16 protein-coding genes are annotated in these 13,224 nt (G+C 38.9%); 9 read left to right on the top strand and 7 right to left on the bottom strand.

The genetic code is table 11. The features are described 5' to 3' along the window. Nucleotides 1–92: 92 nt before the first annotated feature. The 3 genes from folM to folX are packed head-to-tail and all read left to right on the top strand — an operon-like array spanning nucleotide 93 to nucleotide 1,750. Nucleotides 93–812 carry a dihydromonapterin reductase gene (gene folM / locus QL984_RS07160; protein ID WP_013463706.1) on the top strand — a complete coding sequence of 240 codons (720 nt, stop codon included), beginning with the start codon at nucleotides 93–95 and terminating at the stop codon, nucleotides 810–812. Between the two features lie 23 nt (nucleotides 813–835). Then, complete coding sequence (gene folE, locus QL984_RS07155) at nucleotides 836–1,390, top strand: GTP cyclohydrolase I FolE (protein WP_008108996.1); 555 nt, start codon at nucleotides 836–838, stop codon at nucleotides 1,388–1,390. A 3-nt stretch (nucleotides 1,391–1,393) separates the two neighbouring features. Beyond that, nucleotides 1,394–1,750: a dihydroneopterin triphosphate 2'-epimerase gene (gene folX, locus QL984_RS07150; RefSeq protein ID WP_013463705.1), complete on the top strand. Its 357-nt coding sequence runs from the start codon at nucleotides 1,394–1,396 to the stop codon at nucleotides 1,748–1,750. Here folX and QL984_RS07145 read toward each other — a convergent pair. The 3 genes from QL984_RS07145 to QL984_RS07135 all read right to left on the bottom strand — a co-directional run bounded on the left by QL984_RS07145 (nucleotide 1,727) and on the right by QL984_RS07135 (nucleotide 4,955). Further along, nucleotides 1,727–2,167, bottom strand: coding sequence for a YqaA family protein (locus QL984_RS07145; RefSeq protein WP_013463704.1), 441 nt, complete (start codon nucleotides 2,165–2,167; stop codon nucleotides 1,727–1,729). The genes folX and QL984_RS07145 overlap by 24 nt on opposite strands. Before the next feature lie 91 nt (nucleotides 2,168–2,258). Continuing rightward, nucleotides 2,259–2,624, bottom strand: a complete 366-nt coding sequence (locus tag QL984_RS07140) for a DUF4870 domain-containing protein (protein ID WP_010392586.1) — start codon at nucleotides 2,622–2,624, stop codon at nucleotides 2,259–2,261. A gap of 159 nt (nucleotides 2,625–2,783) precedes the next feature. Further along, nucleotides 2,784–4,955: an oligopeptidase B gene (locus QL984_RS07135; RefSeq protein ID WP_013463703.1), complete on the bottom strand. Its 2,172-nt coding sequence runs from the start codon at nucleotides 4,953–4,955 to the stop codon at nucleotides 2,784–2,786. 191 nt (nucleotides 4,956–5,146) lie between these two features. On the opposite strand from QL984_RS07135, the gene QL984_RS07130 reads away from it, so the two are divergent. Beyond that, entirely contained in the window at nucleotides 5,147–5,617 is a 471-nt protein-coding gene (locus QL984_RS07130) for a DUF2721 domain-containing protein (protein ID WP_013463702.1), read from the top strand. 53 nt (nucleotides 5,618–5,670) lie between these two features. Here the strand turns inward: QL984_RS07130 and QL984_RS07125 are convergent, their stop codons facing one another. Together QL984_RS07125 and QL984_RS07120 are read right to left on the bottom strand one after the other, a co-directional pair. Then, entirely contained in the window at nucleotides 5,671–6,204 is a 534-nt protein-coding gene (locus tag QL984_RS07125) for a hypothetical protein (RefSeq protein ID WP_013463701.1), read from the bottom strand. A gap of 11 nt (nucleotides 6,205–6,215) precedes the next feature. After that, on the bottom strand, nucleotides 6,216–8,549 hold the full coding sequence (locus tag QL984_RS07120) for a S8 family serine peptidase (RefSeq protein WP_013463700.1): 2,334 nt from the start codon (nucleotides 8,547–8,549) through the stop codon (nucleotides 6,216–6,218). A gap of 221 nt (nucleotides 8,550–8,770) precedes the next feature. Between QL984_RS07120 and QL984_RS07115 the strand changes: the two genes are divergently transcribed. Then, on the top strand, nucleotides 8,771–9,223 hold the full coding sequence (locus tag QL984_RS07115; RefSeq protein ID WP_013463699.1) for a cytochrome c: 453 nt from the start codon (nucleotides 8,771–8,773) through the stop codon (nucleotides 9,221–9,223). A 51-nt stretch (nucleotides 9,224–9,274) separates the two neighbouring features. Here QL984_RS07115 and QL984_RS07110 read toward each other — a convergent pair whose 3' ends face one another. Beyond that, nucleotides 9,275–9,931 (bottom strand): cytochrome b/b6 domain-containing protein, encoded by a 657-nt coding sequence (locus tag QL984_RS07110; protein WP_013463698.1) that lies wholly within the window; start codon nucleotides 9,929–9,931, stop codon nucleotides 9,275–9,277. A 105-nt stretch (nucleotides 9,932–10,036) separates the two neighbouring features. Between QL984_RS07110 and QL984_RS07105 the strand changes: the two genes are divergently transcribed. The 3 genes from QL984_RS07105 to QL984_RS07095 all read left to right on the top strand — a co-directional run bounded on the left by QL984_RS07105 (nucleotide 10,037) and on the right by QL984_RS07095 (nucleotide 11,622). Continuing rightward, the gene (locus QL984_RS07105) at nucleotides 10,037–10,741 is read left to right on the top strand and encodes an AzlC family ABC transporter permease (protein WP_290172244.1); all 705 of its coding nucleotides are present in this window, start codon (nucleotides 10,037–10,039) and stop codon (nucleotides 10,739–10,741) included. Then, the gene (locus QL984_RS07100; RefSeq protein ID WP_016900234.1) at nucleotides 10,738–11,037 is read left to right on the top strand and encodes an AzlD domain-containing protein; all 300 of its coding nucleotides are present in this window, start codon (nucleotides 10,738–10,740) and stop codon (nucleotides 11,035–11,037) included. The genes QL984_RS07105 and QL984_RS07100 overlap by 4 nt, the downstream gene beginning before the upstream one ends. Before the next feature lie 93 nt (nucleotides 11,038–11,130). Beyond that, nucleotides 11,131–11,622 (top strand): glutathione peroxidase, encoded by a 492-nt coding sequence (locus QL984_RS07095; protein WP_013463695.1) that lies wholly within the window; start codon nucleotides 11,131–11,133, stop codon nucleotides 11,620–11,622. A 118-nt stretch (nucleotides 11,623–11,740) separates the two neighbouring features. On the opposite strand, the gene QL984_RS07090 is transcribed toward QL984_RS07095, so the two are convergent. Continuing rightward, on the bottom strand, nucleotides 11,741–11,926 hold the full coding sequence (locus tag QL984_RS07090) for a PA3496 family putative envelope integrity protein (protein WP_008108975.1): 186 nt from the start codon (nucleotides 11,924–11,926) through the stop codon (nucleotides 11,741–11,743). Nucleotides 11,927–12,313: 387 nt separating this feature from the next. Here QL984_RS07090 and QL984_RS07085 point away from each other — a divergent pair, with 387 nt between their 5' ends. Continuing rightward, the gene (locus QL984_RS07085) at nucleotides 12,314–13,108 is read left to right on the top strand and encodes a YggN family protein (RefSeq protein WP_013463693.1); all 795 of its coding nucleotides are present in this window, start codon (nucleotides 12,314–12,316) and stop codon (nucleotides 13,106–13,108) included. Nucleotides 13,109–13,224: the final 116 nt, after the last annotated feature.

Here is a 13,224-nt window from a genome sequence, read left to right as displayed (position 1 = left end):
GCTTGTATTTTACGTAAACATGACGTGAAAATAAGTGGCTTAAATTTTTAAAAGTTAACCTTAACGCTTGCCAACAGAGAGTTTTATATTTTATGACACCCCCTATTTTGATTACTGGTGCAGCACAACGTATAGGGCTTGCGCTGGCAAAGCACTTTATAGCCCAAGGGCAAGCGGTCATTATTACTTATCGGACCCGTCATGAGGCTGTTGATTCGTTGGAACAACAAGGAGTTACCTGTCTTTATGCTGACTTTAGTACTGATGAGGGCATTAATACTTTTATTACGTTGCTTAAATCACACACTGACTCACTCAGGGCGGTTATTCATAATGCATCAAGCTGGGACTGTGAAGCTAACAACCCCCACTTTGAGCAGCTGTTTGACAATATGATGCGCATTCATGCAAAAACACCGTACTTGGTAAACTTACACTGCGCAGATTTACTATTAAATTATCAGGCGTCGCATGCTAAACCCGCTGACATTATTCATTTGACTGATTATGTAGTGGAAACAGGCAGTCCAAAGCATCTTGCTTATGCGGCCAGTAAAGCCGCACTGGATAACTTAACTAAATCATTTAGTGCTAAATATGCACCTAACATAAAAGTAAATTCAGTCGCACCATCATTAATTATTTTTAACCAACATGATGATGAGCAGTATCGCGCTAAAACTTTAAAAAAATCATTAATGGGTATCGAACCTGGATGCCAAGAAATTATTAATAGTATAGACCTACTACTGAACAGCCATTACATCACAGGGCGTGCTTTACCTGTTGATGGTGGTCGCCATCTTAAGTAAGTCCTAATAAAACTGAGAAACTTATGCATAACGAATTAAAAGAAAGCTATCAAAAAATTATAACTGCTGTAGGTGAAGACGCTGAACGTGAAGGGTTACTTGATACCCCAAAACGCGCTGCAAAAGCGATGGAGTACCTTACTCAAGGATATCGTCAAACGCTTAACGAAATCACTAACAATGCGGTATTCACCTCTGACGCTGACGACATGGTATTGATACAAGACATCGAGCTTTACTCTATGTGTGAACATCATTTACTCCCTTTTATTGGCCGCTGTCATATTGCTTATATCCCTGATGGCAAAGTATTAGGCTTATCTAAGTTTGCGCGTATTGTTGATATGTTTTCGCGTCGTTTTCAAATTCAAGAACAGCTTACCCATCAAATTGCAAAAGCGGTTGAGGAAGTAACCGGTGCAAAAGGTGTGGGGGTAATTGTTGAAGCAAAACACATGTGTATGATGATGCGTGGTGTAGAAAAGCAAAACTCAAGCATGCGTACCTCGGTAATGCTAGGAAACTTTAGAGCCGATCCGAAAACACGTAATGAGTTTTTACAGCTGATCAAAGGATAATGTATGGCAAACGCAATTATTAATGTAACTAATTTACGACTACGCACATTTATTGGTTTTAATCCTGATGAGCGTGAAAAAAAACAAGATGTGGTCATTAACCTTGAAATTCACTACCCTGCTGATCAAGCTTGTGAAACAGATGAAGTAGACCAAGCACTTAACTACAAAGTGATTACTAAAGAGGTGATTAGCTTAGTGGAGCAAGGACACTTTTTATTGTTAGAAAAACTAGTTGCTGAAATTCTTGCTGTTTGCCACTCACACCCAAGTGTTAATTATGCTAAGGCTCGAGTAGATAAACCTCATGCGTTGCGCTTTGCCGATTCGGTTTCTTTAACCCTCGACTGGCACAAATAATCCAACGGCAAGGGCTATTACCGCTAAATAACGTAACCCCTTGCCGAGCGTTACCAGCACTAAAAATGTAGTAAAGCGAACTTTAAACACGCCGCCAATAACGGTTAGTGGGTCGCCAACGATGGGCAGCCAAGCAAACAACAGGCTATAAACACCATATTTATTAAACTGCTGTTGTGCTTTTTTAAGCCCTTTTTCAGACACTGGAAACCATTTTTTATCTTTAAAACGCAATGCCTGCGTCCCTAACCAATAGTTAACACAACTGCCTAGTACATTACCCAAGGTTGCTGCGAACCAAATTAGCCATAAGTTAGTATTGCCTTGCATGATCATGCCACCCATCAATACTTCAGAGGAGCTAGGTAATAACGTGGCAGATATAAATGCTGTAAAAAATAATGTTATATAGAGCATCTTTCCCTTATGGCTAAAAACTAAACCCAGCAATTAGCTGGGTTTGAACGACTTTTTAACTTAAAACCAATTCACCGAATAATAAAAACAGTTATTTTATCAAATTTAAGCTAAGGGGATAATTAAACTCTTTGCCATCGTTGGCTTTCACGCTTGCGATAACCACCATCACAAATGAAAAAATAGCCACCATAGGTAACAGTAGTAAACCAACCGCTGCAAAAATTAGTAAAAAACAAACAAAATAAGCTATAGCCATAGTAATTTGAAAATTAAGGGCTTTTTTGCCATGTATATCAACAATTGGCATTTCATCTTTTTTAATTAACCAGATAATAAGAGGGCCGAGTACCGACCCAAATGGCACAATAAACCCCGCTAATGCACTTAAATGACATAGCATTGCCCATGTGCGGTCATCTTTATTGACGACTTTAATCTCTTGATTTTGTTCCATTACACTCTCCCTTCTCGTTTTTATTTTGCGCTAAAATAATATTCACACTCATTAGCCACCTTAATGTAAATGCTTATTTATCCAATGCAAAGCATTTGTGTATATTTAAAAATAAAAAAGCGCAGCAAATAGCTGCGCTTATTGATATTGCCAGACCAGTTACTTATTCACACCCGCTAAATCAAGCATAAAAGCATAATTTAATGCAGTATCTTCTAAGCGTTTGAAGCGACCTGATGCACCTCCGTGCCCTGCTTCCATATCGATTTTAAACAGTAGCTTGTTATCATCTGTTTTGTAATCTCGCAGCTTAGCCACCCACTTTGCAGGCTCAAAATATTGTACCTGTGAATCATGTAAGCCAGTAGTAACTAACATATTTGGGTAATCTTGCTTACTGACCTGATCATAAGGTGAATACGATAACATATACTCATAGTATTCTTTCTCATTAGGGTTACCCCACTCACCGTATTCGTTGGTTGTAAGTGGAATACTTGCATCAAGCATCGTGGTCACTACATCAACAAATGGAACCGCAGCCACCATACCTTTATACAACTCAGGAGCTTGGTTTGCCACTGCGCCCATTAACAAGCCACCCGCACTGCCACCTTGAGCAAATATTTTATCTTTTGCACCATACTTTTGCTCAACCAATGCCTTGGTAACATCTACAAAGTCGTTAAAGGTGTTCTTTTTAGTCAGTAGTTTACCGTCCTCATACCAAGGGCGACCTAGCATTTGTGAACCGCGAATATGCGCAATGGCAAATACAAAACCCCGATCGAGCAAACTTAAGCGAGCGCTAGAAAAGGTAGGATCCATGGTCGCGCCATACGAGCCATAACCATATTGTAGCAGCGGATTAGTTCCCTCTTTTTTAAACATGTCTTTGCGATAGACTAGGCTTACCGGTACTTTAATACCATCTCGTGCAGTGACAAAAATTCGCTCTGATGCGTAGTTATCTGCACTAAAATCACCGAGTACTTTTTGTTGTTTAAGTAATGTTTTATTGCCAGTAGCTAAATTAACATCATACGATGAAGCGGGTGTTGTCATACTGGTATAATACACACGTAATGTATCGCTATTTAAATCATTGTTACCGTAGGTGCTAATTGTATAAGCACTGTCGTTAAAGCTAAGCGGTATCTCTTTACCCGTGGTTAAGTTACGAGCAATAATAGTCGACTGACCCATTTCACGCTGCTGATACACTAAGTAATCGTTAAATAAGTCGATGCCTTCTAATTTTATATTATCGCGAGCGGGGATCACCGTTTGCCAATTAGCTTTATCGCCAGCTTTATCAATATCTACTTTCATTAACTGAAAGTTGACTGCGTTTAAATTAGTGACAATGTAGTAAGTATTACCCAGCTTAGAAATTCCATACTCCAGATCCGCTTCACGTTCAATCAAGCGTTTTGGCATAGCTTTAACATCATCAGCACTTAAAACCGATACACCTGACGCAGTTGTACTGCTGTGCCAGATATAAATTTCTGAATCGTCTTTGCTTTTGCTAATACCCATGTAATAACTGGTATCTGTTTCTTCATAAACGAGTTCATCTTCAGCCTGTGGGGTACCGAGCGTATGACGATAAACTTGGTAACCTAGTAAAGTTTGTAAATCTTTTTTTATGTAATAAAGCGTTTTGTTGTCGTTTGCCCAAACAACACTGCCATTCGTACCTTTAAGCGTATCTTCGAGTAATTTACCAGTGCTTAAGTCTTTTATTTTTATATTATAAATACGACGACTTACGGTATCTTCACCATATGCCATTAAATTGCCGTTTGGACTTACATCTAAACCACTTACGGCATAATAATCATGTTCCTTAGCTAGCTCGTTTACATCTAAAATAACCTGCTGGTCAGTGCCTGCAAAATCACTACTACGTACATAAGTTGCGTATTCGTTATCACCGCGAGTTTGTGATGAATAATAATAGTCACCGTTTTTAACTGGCACTGAATCATCGTCTTTTTGAATTCGCCCTTTTAGCTCTTCAAATAACCTAGTTTGTAACGTTTTTGTATGCGCAAGCATTGCATCTGTATAAGCATTTTCAGCCTCAAGGTAACTAAGTACCTCAGGATCTTTTCGCTCATCATCACGCATCCAGTAATAATCATCGATGCGAGTGTCGCCATGGATTGTCATTTCATATGGCACTTTTTTAGCAACCGGCGGCATGACTTCGGTTTGAGCAGCTACATTTTCAACCTTTGCTGATTGCTCAACATCAGGGGCTTTATTACATCCCCCTAAAATAGCTAAGGATATAAAAGTAAGAACAAATGGGGTGTGTTTCATTGATTGGAATCTCTGTAGTTTTTATTTTTATTAAATATACCTAATATTTAATAGCACGGAGATTTAGTTTGTGAAGCTATGTAAAAAGAGAGCCTAGAAATTCTTTTTATATGTTTATGACTTCAGTTATCCTAACAATAACGAAGTAGCATTATATAGCCTCTTCATGCTGCTAATTAATAAGGATAAAAATGAACAACGACGTAATTAACATTTTAACAATGGCTAAAGTCATTCAAACAGCGGTTGCACCCGTTTTTTTAATTACTGGTATTGCAGCAACGCTCGGGGTTTTATCTAATCGCTTGGCGCGAATTACAGACAGAGCCAGACAGTTAGAGCGAAAATTAAAAGTTAGCACCGATGAAGAATTTAACTTGTCTCTGACTACAGAGCTTAGAGCACTCCTTAAGCGCTCTCGCTGCATACACATTGCATTTAGTTTAAGTGTATTAAGTGCACTATTAGTTTGCGCCGTGGTTATGCTGTTATTTTTATCTCACATACAGTCAATTAATTTAGGTGTCACTATTGGCAGCTGTTTTGTTGGTGCAATGGCATTACTGATATGTGCATTTATGTCATTACTCGGTGAGGTGTTTTTGGCAACGCGCAGTATGCGTCGAGGGATGATTTTCGCAGATATAGATATAAACGAATAATAAAAAACCCCGAGTCAATCGTGCTACTCGGGGTTTTACTTATTTAAAACAGATTACTGTGCAGTGTAAATAGTTTCTAACACTTCTATTTTAGCTTCTTTAATCAAACCAGATTCTTTTAGCTGCTTTGATGCAACTAAAATATCTTGACCATCATTTACAGCTAAAACAGCAATTTTAGTGCCTGGGAATAAAGATACGACCTTCAAACCTGCAGCCGAAGCAACATCGCTTGCACTCATACCATCTTTTAAAAGAATAGTAATATTACCTGATAGTGACGTTAGGTTATTAGTAAAAATATTACGAACTAATGTTCCTTTTGTGACCACATCAGACGATTTATCTACGCTTACTACTGTCATCTCACCTTTTTGCATAACGACATGCTCTTCTGAAGCAACACTCGAAGGCACTAAACGTAAGTTCTTTTCAATTTTGTAAGAACCAAAATCCGCTTTATCAAACTTTAATTTAGCTACTTGTTTCTTAGGAAGCTGAAGCTCTTTATCTGAGCTAGTGTTTGCTGTTGCCCCAAACGAAATACACGCAGCAGCACCCAATACGATTAATTGTTTAATTTTCATCTTTATAATCCTTACTCTTGACCTGCGTGACCAAATGCACGAAGAGATACACCTTCAAGTACACTTGCTGAGTTATTATTACTAATACCAGTAACACCTAGAGAATTATTTGAGCCTCGACTAAATGCAAAGCTATCTGCGCTTGTATCTAACAAACGAACAGTCCAAGTACCTTTCGTAGACTCTCCGTAGAAAGCATTTGAAAGCATCACAGCGTCTTTAAGTACATAACCTACACTCCAGCTATTCGTGAAGCTATATGCAGGGTAAAACAAAGCTTGTTTAGATGAAAGTAATACACTTCGAGTACCCGCTGGCGAAGTAACCTCAATAGCTAAATCATTACCAGCAGATGTTTGAGTACCATCAGCTAGGCCGAAGCCCATTTCAGGGTTGCTTACATCAAATTTAAATTGCATTGCCTCAATGTTTAATTCTTCTGTAACTACAATTTCTTGCGTTAAACCTGTAGCACTGTTATCAGGAATTTCTAATGCTAGTGCACTCTCAGAAACGGCTGAACCAACACCATTCCAATCCGTGATTACTTGCTCACCTAATGAAGCGTCATAAGACTTAGCCATTGCAACCGCTGCACCTGCATCTACACGCCCAAAGCCATATAAGTTATTAAAGCTATAACCAGCGGCATTTTCAACCCAACCATCATGTGCAACAAACTCACCATCTGCGGTAGTTAATTTTACAGGGGCATTTTCAGCGTCAATTAATGTACTTGTTGACGCTAATATATGACGCACATCACGCCAAGTTAGTTCAGGATTAGCCGAAAGAATAAGTGATACTACACCTGATGCATTTGGCGCAGCAGACGATGTACCGTTAAATGTAGATGTATAGTTACAACTTGCGTTATCTTCATTACCAGGATAGTTAAATGGGAACTGGCTTATGGCAAACTCTTCTCCATATCTCTGAGTAAAGCTTGCAACAGCACCACTATTAAAGCCTGAGTAACCGTTGATACATGTCATCTGATCCGTTGTTACCATTGCAGGTGCCCAACGACCATATTCACCAGCTGGCGCTGAAACCATTAAGTTAGCACCTGCTGTTGAGTAGCTAGTGTGCTTACCATTTGCATTTACAGCAGCAACACTTAGATAGTAAGGATGGCCTTGGCTTGGCTCAAACGCACCGTTATAACACGTTAAACCTAAGTCATTAGCTCCATTATCTTCACATAGTGAGCCTTCATCACCGCCATCAACAAAAGAGTTACCACTCGATTTCATATTAAGTGCCCCCTTACCATCTCGCAGGTTTAGGTTTGGGTATGACTCAATAGCTTCATCTAATTCTGAATATGCAATAAATGTTGGGAAAGTTATGCCATAACTACGGTTAAACGCAGAAATATTTTCTGTTGTGCTAATGCCGCTTCCAGGGAAACCATGCACCATTAACTCAGTTTGTGGGATTTTAGCACCACCAAGATAATTCATACCAATTAAACCAGCATCAGGAGCAACGCCACGGCCACCTTTACCATTCCAACCTTTTGCAGCAATCAAACCAGCAACACTTGTACCATGATCACCACTGTTTGACATACTAGTAGGATCTGTACGGTCAGTCGCATCAGCATTTAGGTTTAAAGAGCGGTTTGGTAATACATTATCGATTAAATCTTCATGGCGGATTTCCATACCCGAATCGATCACAACTGCCGTTGCACCTGCCCCAGTAACACCTTGAGCATAAGCATCAACAACATTCATATCTTCACCAGCTACAAGCTCTGTCGCTTCTGATTGAGCAAAGCTAGCGTTGACATCGGCTTGTGCTTCTTCTTCTGTATCGCCAAATAAACTAACGTACAAATCAATTAAGCCTTGTTTCATCTCATCACTAAGCGAGTAAGCTTTCTGACCTGTATTGTTTAGGTGCCACTGCTGATTTGCAAGAGGATCTCCAATAATTCCTGAGATATTAATTTTCGCAGAGGCCGTTTTACCGTTTGCAGTTACTGTGTAATCAATAACCGCATCTTCACCAGAAACAGGCACATATGTAAACGAAGTACCCTCTACTGTTAACATACCATGGCTAAACTTAAAGACACCATCTTGCGCGGTAATTGCCTCGCCATTTTCAGTAAAACTAAAAGTAAGTGCGTCACCATCATTATCACTTGCTTTAAAGTCTGCAGTAACTGGAACCCATTGTTTTAAATCAGTAACGACAACATCACTCGCTTTTGGTGCTACATCAGTAACAACTGGAACTGTATTGTTATTATCATTATCGCTTCCACCACACCCTGATAGCGAAATTACTATCGCTGCAGACAACGCTGACAGCTTAAAAATATTATTTTTCATAAATGCTCTTCATTGGTTATTTTTATGACACCTGAATGTACACAACCAAACAACAAGCAGCAACACTGCATTTACAAACATTCACAATAAACCGTAAAATAATATCAGCCCGATTAAAATCCCGTTAATAATATCAAAGTAATAATCTATGCTTTCCCTTGAACTAAAGCCTAAGCTAATATACAAAGATAATTAAAGAACCCTCAAAGGAGTAGAGTAAAGTGAAATTGAAGCAAGTATTTATCGGGGCATTACTATCTACATGCGCACTTAGTGTATCTGCAAATTCTGCATTTAAAGAGCCGAGTGATGCAATTGAGTATCGCCAAGCTGCATTTTCTATGATTTCAGTTCAAATAGGCGATATGGGTGCCATGCTTAAGGGTAAAATTCCTTTTGATGCAGAGCAATTCAAACAGCGTGCAAATAACGCGGCGGCATTATCTAAAATGCCTTGGGAGGCCTTTTACGCAGGCACTGAAAAAGGCGATACATCAGCACTTCCTGCGGTATGGTCTGAAAACGATACTTTTATGAAAAAAGCGACAGCGTTTCAGCAATATGCTGATGAACTTGCTGTAGCAGCTCAAACAGGTGACAAAGCGGTCATTGGTAAAGCATTTGGTGCATGGGCTAAAGGCTGTAAAGATTGCCATAAGCAATTCAAAGACTAATAAATTCTGTGTATTAAACAATAAAAATGGCGCTGTATTAGCGCCATTTTTTTAACTAAGCAGATAACTTAAAGGCTCACTTCCCCAAGTACTCATTAATAAAATCAGTAATAGTAACAATAAAAACCATGCAATCCATGGTGACTTTGTCTCAGGCTCTGAGCTTTGTGTTGGCAGTGCTTTATTGCCGGTGATCATTGCTTTTACTAAAGGCTTGCCTTTAATTTTGTAAGCAATAATAGCCACAACATGCAAAATAATCGCATAAAATAAAATATCAAAATTGATATGGTGCAGCCAGTTGGCAAAATCAATCGTATCACTCGATACATACTGCGCTAACGGGCCATCAGTTAAAATGCCATCACTGCTCATTAAACCACTAACCAGTTGCGTAATAATCAGTATAAAAAATAATAACACCATATAACTACCTGGTGCAGAATGGCCCACATCATTTATTTTTTTGCCACTAAAAGAAGCAAGCACCGACTTAGGAGAATGCAGTAATGCCGATATTCTTGCCGTTTTACTGCCTATAAGACCCCATATAATCCGCGTTGAGATAAGCGCTAAAGTAAAAAAGCCAACCACAAAATGTAGCTCTATCATGCCCTCTTCAGCACTAAAATAAAGCGCAGCAATACTCAATACTAATAACCAATGAAAGCTTCTTAAAAAGCCATCCCACACTTTTACCTTGAACATTGCACCTTCCCTAAAAAACAGTATCATCTAAAACGCTAACTATTTTAGCATCTTAATATTAAGGTATCCTAATGAGTCTTTCTACCAGTGCGCAGAGTAAAACACATGCAGTCCATTAAAAAACCGATACTAAAAGGCTTTTTAGATATGCTGCCATTATGTTTAGCCGTTATTCCTTGGGGGATTTTATGTGGCTCGTTGGCAATACAAAATGGCTTTACCCCTTTTGAAACTCAAGCCATGTCGCTACTGGTATTTGCAGGCTCGGCGCAGCTGGTTGCAATTGAGCTCATTGCTGGTAATACCCCTCTATTAACCATTTTATTTACCACGTTTATTATTAGCTCTCGCCATTTTTTATATGGCTTGGCGGTTCGTCACAAAGTGATTGAGCAACCCATGCGTTGGCGCCTTCCAGTCAGCTTTGTCTTAACTGATGAACTATTTGCTTTTTCGCATCACCCTCGCGCCTACCAGACTCAAACGCGCCTAATTTACGCGCTCAGCGCAGGCTTTAGCTTTTACATTGCTTGGAATATTTGGACACTTATCGGTATTATAGCCGGCACTATGCTCCCTGATCTAACCAATTTAGGACTCGACTTTGCGATTGCTGCAACCTTTATTGCTTTGGTTATCCCAGGAGTTAAAAATTTAGCCACTCTTGTCACGGTCATTGTTGCAGGGATCTGTGCCACTTTATTAAAAAGCACAGGCTTTGAGCTGTGGTTGGTATGCTCAGCACTATTAGCAATGAGTGCAGGTTACACTGTAACTAGAATAGTAAAAAATAAGGACGCTAAATCATGATGACGACTATTTTACTTATGGCATGTATTACCTTTTTTACCCGTTATTTATTCTTACACCGCGCGCTACCATTTAAAGTAGGGCCTAAAATGCAGCAGTTTTTGAGCTTCAGTGCACCTGCGGTTCTAACAGCGATTTGGGTGCCGATTGTATTTATAAATGATGGTGGCATTAATCTAAATTGGCAAAACCCTTATTTAAGCGCAGCGATTGTAGCCATTATAGTTGCTTACAAAACACATAATATTTACCTAACCACACTTGCTGGTATGGGGTTATTTTTGATTTTAAATTAACAGTAACGCCATAGCAGTGTTCACTATTTCGACTTTGTTAATCACCAAGCAAAGGTTAGACTATGCCAAATAAACAAATAATAGCTTAATAATATGCACCCATTTCATCAACTAAGTGCTACTAGCCTGCAAGGCCAACCTATCGATTTTAAAGAGTTTGTAGGTAAAGTTGTGTTAATAGTAAATACCGCAAGTGAGTGTGGATTCACCTATCAATACGAGTCATTGCAAGCATTACACGAAAAGTATGCCAGCCAAGGTTTAGTCATTATAGGTTTCCCGTGTAACCAATTTGGCCAGCAAGAACCCGGAGACGCGAATCAAATAGCACAAGGTTGTTTAATAAATTACGGAGTTAGTTTTTTAATCGCAGAAAAAGTGAACGTTAATGGTCAGCATACACATTCGGTTTTTCGCTATTTAAAATCTGTATTGCCGGGGTTTTTGACACGAAAAATTAAGTGGAACTTCACAAAATTTTTGATTAATGCAGATGGCTCACCGATTAAGCGCTACGCGCCCTTTACTAAACCTGAAAAACTAGAAAAAGTAATTGAAAAAGCATTGCTCGCAGCTAAAGTTTGAGGCTTAAAAATTATAAAGAGGCATAAAGCCTCTTTATTACCAACCCACAGAGCTCTAAATACTAACTAAGTAGCAGTTAAAAGCTAATATGTCGGCACTGATTTGTACTAGCGACAACCTAATCAATATAATCGTTTAAGTCATCTTCACCTAGGTTTTTACGCAAGCGTTTTTGCTCAAGGTAATCCTCTAACTTTCTTTTCACCTTTTGCTTTTTCTTGTCGTGTTGATTACGCCCGACCATTTCGTATTCGTCTTCAACAAAATCATCATCTAGCGCATCGTAACTAAATGTCTTACCCACAACCCACTCCATAAAGTGTTTGAGACCAATTACGGATTCTTGTATCGCGATAATTGGTGAAATTAAAATGTTCAACGCAAATTCATTGTACAAATTTACGTCAAAATAAAGCCACATCGCTATCCTAAATAGTCTCTGTGTCAGTATTGTGAATAAATAGCGCTAAATTTGAATTGTGGAAAGTGAGAGTTTTTTATCGTATCGATAAATTTTATTTATTATCATTTAACTGTTGGTTATTTTGACCAAATTTTAGCTTTTTTAATAACTTTACTTTCAACTTCAAAGCACCTTAAAAATCACAAACCACTGTTTTTAAACACTAAAAACTATTGGCACCAAACTTGTTATAAGTTAATTATCATCATCAAAAAACAGAGAATAAACATGAAAGAATTATTATTAGTTAGCGCAATTATGTGCGCCCCCGTCGCCATGGCTCATAACGATAACAGCTCTTCAATTACATTTAGTAACGACGAATGTAAAGTTGAGTTTAAAAACGATGTACGTATAAAGCCAAGTGAATTAGAAATTTTTAAAGCCAACAATCAACGTATGACTTTTACCACTCAAGGTGAGTTGTCGATCAATGGCGAGCAAGTAGCATTAAATAGCGCTCAGCGCCAAGCACTGACCAACTACACAGATAATTTACGTGCGCAATTACCTGAAGTAGCCAACATTGCACTTGATGGCGTTAAAATTGCGGGCGTTGCATTAGAAGAAGTCGCCAATGCATTTAATATTGATGGCCTCGATAACATTGCTACCTTAATGGACGATATTCAACAAGAAGTAGAGGGTACCTTTTACCAACAAGGTACATTTGTCATGGGCCAGCAAAGCTTCACTCAGTTTGGTGAAAACTTTGAACAGCAGTTTGAACAACAAATAGAAACTGCCGTTGAGTCGGCCGTAATGCAATCAATGGGCAGTATTTTAGTAGCATTAGGCTCTGAGCTAATGGGTTCAGGTGGCGACATGCAAGCCTTTGAAGAGCGCATGGAAAATATGGGCGCACAAATAGAAGAAAAAGTAGAGCTCCATGCAAAAAAACTTGAACAGCGTGCAAATACACTGTGTGGTGACTTTGTTGAAATCGCACAACAAGAAACTCAACTTGCTGCGCAAGTGCCTGCATTAAAAGGCTATGAGTTATTTACTATAAAACAGCACTAACTGCTCAGCATTTTAATTAATCTCCCTTTGCGGCATTTGCTTTTAAGCTATGCCGCATTTTGCGTTTTTTACCCCCACCAGTCCCATTTAACTCAAATAATAGACTGTTGAGCGGA

The sequence above is a fragment of the Pseudoalteromonas sp. APC 3495 genome, assembly GCF_030407645.1.
In the GTDB taxonomy this organism is placed as follows: Bacteria; Pseudomonadota; Gammaproteobacteria; order Enterobacterales; family Alteromonadaceae; genus Pseudoalteromonas; species Pseudoalteromonas tetraodonis.
Note: the sequence above shows the minus strand (reverse complement) of the source record. Positions and strands in the feature narration are given on the sequence as shown.